Raw genomic sequence first — 3461 nt, forward strand, 5'->3', positions numbered from 1 at the left:
GAGATAGGCCGCGACCTGGCGCGAAAATTTGTGCGGGTCCATGAAGAGCTGGTGCTTGCCGTCGGCGGCAAGGATGGCGAAGCCCAGCGCCAGCGGCGTGTGCGCGACATCGCCGCCACGGATGTTGAACGCCCAGGCGATGGAAGAGGGGTCGGTCAGCACGGCATGGGTCGCGCCGTCCTTCTGGATCGCGCCCGCCAGCCGCGCCAGCTTGTCCTTGGCGAGCTCGCCGGCAAAGGCGATCGGGTGGAGCTCGACCGGCGCTGCCGGCGGCTGGGGCTGATCCTTCCAGATGATGTCTATGGGATTCTTGTCGAGCGGCACCAGCGTCGCGCCGGACTGCTCGGCCGAGGCCCTCAGCGCCTTGACCTCGCCGATCGTGTGCAGCCAGGGGTCGAAGCCGAGCCTGGCGCCCTTGCCGAGACTGTCCTTGATCCAGCTCGCCGGCGGATTGTCGATCAGGCTCTCGACGGTGAAGATCGAAAGGTCGACCTCGCCCCGCACCTGCAGCGTGTAGCGGCCGTCGACGAAGATGAAGGCGCGGTCGCGCAGGATGATGGCGACGCCGGCCGAGCCGGAAAAACCGGTCAGCCATTTCAGCCGCGCCGAACGGTCGGCGACATACTCACCCTGATGCTCGTCGGCGCGGGGCACCATGAAGCCGTCCAGGCCGTTCTCCACCAGCCATTGACGCAGCATCGCCACGCGCGGCTTGCCTACGGTCGGATCGCCAGCGGAATCAAAGGTCTGGAACATTTGTGGGATCTCCTCGGATGCTTGTCGCGACCCTAGTGCATTTCATGCACCGATTGAAACGGATCTGTCACCGGACGCCATTTGATCCAGATACGCACAAGGGATGATATGCAAGCCAAGTGCGCTGTGTCTTTACGCATGGACGCCATGCAGAATCGGTGATTTCCAAACAGGTCGGTAGAGCCTAATTTCTCGGGCGTGGAGGAATGAATCCTGTTGTCCTGCAAAGGAGACTGTCATGTCCACGCTTCCAGCCAGACGCGGATTTTTCAGAAACGCCATGAACGCGCTGGTCGAAGCCCGCCAGCGCGAAGCAAGCCGTTACGTCAATGGCGCGCTGCTTTGTCTCGATGATGAAACGCTGAACGCTAATGGCTACAATCGCGAAGAGCTGAAGAAGGCGGCAAACTCGCTCTATGTATGAGTAAACGCCTCAGCGCTTGAGGTGGATCGTCACCCAGCCCTCGCGATGCAAGGTGCGGACGTGGCGGAAGCTTTGGCCGACATAGGCCGAGATCACCGCATCGCGCTGGCGGTCGAGGATGCCGGAGAGCACCAGCGAGCCGCCCAGCCTGACGTGCTTGGCCATCTCCGGCGCCAGCCGCATCAGCGGCCGCGCCAGGATGTTGGCGACGATCAGGTCGAAGGGCGCGCGCCTGGCGAAGATCGGATGATGGAAGCCGGGCGCCGTCACCGTCTCGACCAGTGCCTTGACATGATTGAGGCGCGCATTGGCGGCAGCGACGCGAACGGCGACCGGATCGATGTCGGTTGCCAGCACGGGGATATGCGCAAGCTTCGCCAGCGCTATCGCCAGCACGGCACTGCCGGTGCCGAGATCGAGCGCGTTGCGGGGATGTTCGCGCCGCACGACCTGGTCCAGCATTTCGAGGCAGCCGGCCGTGGTGCCGTGATGGCCAGTGCCGAAGGCAAGACCCGCCTCGATCTCGATGGCGAGATCGCTGCTGTGGCGCTTGCCGCGGTCGTGAGCGCCATGGACGAAGAAACGCCCGGCGCGGACCGGCTTCAGCCCTTCCAGTGAGCGCGCCACCCAGTCGACGTCGGGCAACGCCTCGCGTTCGACCGGCTTCGGCAAAGCGAGGCTCACGAGAATATCGTTGATCCGCGCTTCGACGGCATCGACATCGCCATCGGCGTAGAGCGACACTTCGTGGATGTCGGCGGCCTCGTCGACTTCCAGCACGGCAAGCGGCAGGCCGTCATCCTCGAAGGCGGCGTCGAGCGCAGCGAAGATGCGGTCGGCCTCGATCTTGTTGGCGATGAAATGAAGCCTGGTCTGCGCCATCGGATGCGTCAGCCTTCCGCCGCCAGGCGTTTCAGCTTGGCGATAGCCGTGTCGGCGTTTTCGCCATAGGCGATCGTGCCGGCGAACTCGCCCTTGGCGTTGAGGAGCAGCACGGAGGCCGTGTGGTCCATCGTGTAATCGCCGTCACCGGTGTCGACCTTCTTCCAGTAGATGCCGAAGGACTTGGCCATGGCATGCACCTTGTCCGGATCGCCGGTGATGCCGGTGATGCGATCGGAGAAGTTGCTGACATAGGAATTGATGATCTCCGGCGTGTCGCGCTCCGGGTCCACGGTGACGAAATAGGCGTTCAGGTTCTTGCCGCTGTCGCCCATCGTCTTCAGCCAGCCGGCCAGTTCGAAGAGCGTCGTCGGGCAGACTTCCGGGCAATGGGTGAAGCCGAAGAAGACGACGCTTGGATGCCCCCTGAACGCGGCCTCGGTGATCGGCGCGCCTTTCTGGTCGGTCAGCGCGAAGGCCGCGCCGAAGGGTTCGCCGCCATAATGGCCGCGGTACCAGTCGAAAGTGAGCCAGCCTATGCCCGCCGCCATCAGGACAAGAATGCCGACCAGAATTGAGCGCATCATCAGAAAACTATCCGTCGTGATCGTCGCGGCGCGCCGGACTGGGCGCGGGCCTGTTTTGACAAACAGTTCTAACGGTTCGGCGCGATGGGCGCAAAGATGTCGCGTTGCCGCAACCGTCACGGTTAACGGGCGCTCTCGGCCCGACATCGCGTCCAGCCGTCGAACGGCTTGCAAATGCCATGGTCTTATCCCACCTGACATCGGCTGAACCGCAAACCCGAGGAGGCTTCCTTGCGAAAACTGATCGGCTTGATTGCCGCATGTCTTGCCCTGAGCGCCGGCGCAGCGGCTGCCGACGAGGTCGGCAAGGTCGGCGTCGACTGGGTCGGCAACGACATCATGATCGACGCGATCAAGGATCCGAAAGTCGACGGCGTCACCTGCCACGTCGCCTATTTCGATCGCAGCATCATCGATCGGTTGCACAAGGGCAATTGGTTCGAGGATCCCTCCGATTCCTCGATCTCCTGCCGCCAGACCGGGCCGATCACCATCGGCGACATCGACATGAGCGAGAGCGGTGAGGAGGTGTTCAAGCAGGGCCTCAGCCTGATTTGGAAGAAGCAGGTGGTGAACCGCATCTACGACAAGAAGAACGAGACGCTGATCTATCTGTCGCATTCGCGCCAGGTGCAGAACGGCTCGGCGAAGATGTCGGTCACCACCGTGCCGCTCTACGGCCAGAACGTCGCGTGGACAAAGGGCAAGCCGCAATAGGCTTCCGATCGGCGGATGATAGGGTCCCGCTTGCGGGTCCAATCGCTCGGGCGTAAAGCCGCGCCATGGACCGTCCTGAACACCTTGTCCTGAAA

The 3461-nt window shown here is 63.0% G+C and carries 5 protein-coding genes; 2 read left to right on the top strand and 3 right to left on the bottom strand.

Annotated elements, in window-relative coordinates; translation table 11 throughout:
- The coding region (locus EOA29_RS29450; protein WP_189479020.1) for an aminopeptidase P family N-terminal domain-containing protein at positions 1-756 on the bottom strand (756 nt) is incomplete at its 3' end.
- Between the two features lie 238 nt (positions 757-994).
- Between EOA29_RS29450 and EOA29_RS29455 the strand changes: the two genes are divergently transcribed.
- Complete coding sequence (locus EOA29_RS29455) at positions 995-1180, top strand: hypothetical protein (protein ID WP_126093102.1); 186 nt, start codon at positions 995-997, stop codon at positions 1178-1180.
- Positions 1181-1189: 9 nt separating this feature from the next.
- Here the strand turns inward: EOA29_RS29455 and EOA29_RS29460 are convergent, their stop codons facing one another.
- Both EOA29_RS29460 and EOA29_RS29465 read right to left on the bottom strand, forming a co-directional pair.
- On the bottom strand, positions 1190-2062 hold the full coding sequence (locus tag EOA29_RS29460) for a 50S ribosomal protein L11 methyltransferase (protein WP_126093103.1): 873 nt from the start codon (positions 2060-2062) through the stop codon (positions 1190-1192).
- Between the two features lie 8 nt (positions 2063-2070).
- Positions 2071-2649 carry an SCO family protein gene (locus EOA29_RS29465; RefSeq protein ID WP_126093104.1) on the bottom strand — a complete coding sequence of 193 codons (579 nt, stop codon included), beginning with the start codon at positions 2647-2649 and terminating at the stop codon, positions 2071-2073.
- A gap of 231 nt (positions 2650-2880) precedes the next feature.
- On the opposite strand from EOA29_RS29465, the gene EOA29_RS29470 reads away from it, so the two are divergent.
- Positions 2881-3366 carry a CreA family protein gene (locus EOA29_RS29470; RefSeq protein ID WP_189349985.1) on the top strand — a complete coding sequence of 162 codons (486 nt, stop codon included), beginning with the start codon at positions 2881-2883 and terminating at the stop codon, positions 3364-3366.
- Positions 3367-3461 lie beyond the last annotated feature (95 nt).

Source organism: Mesorhizobium sp. M1E.F.Ca.ET.063.01.1.1, assembly GCF_003998155.1.
Classification (GTDB): Bacteria; Pseudomonadota; Alphaproteobacteria; order Rhizobiales; family Rhizobiaceae; genus Mesorhizobium.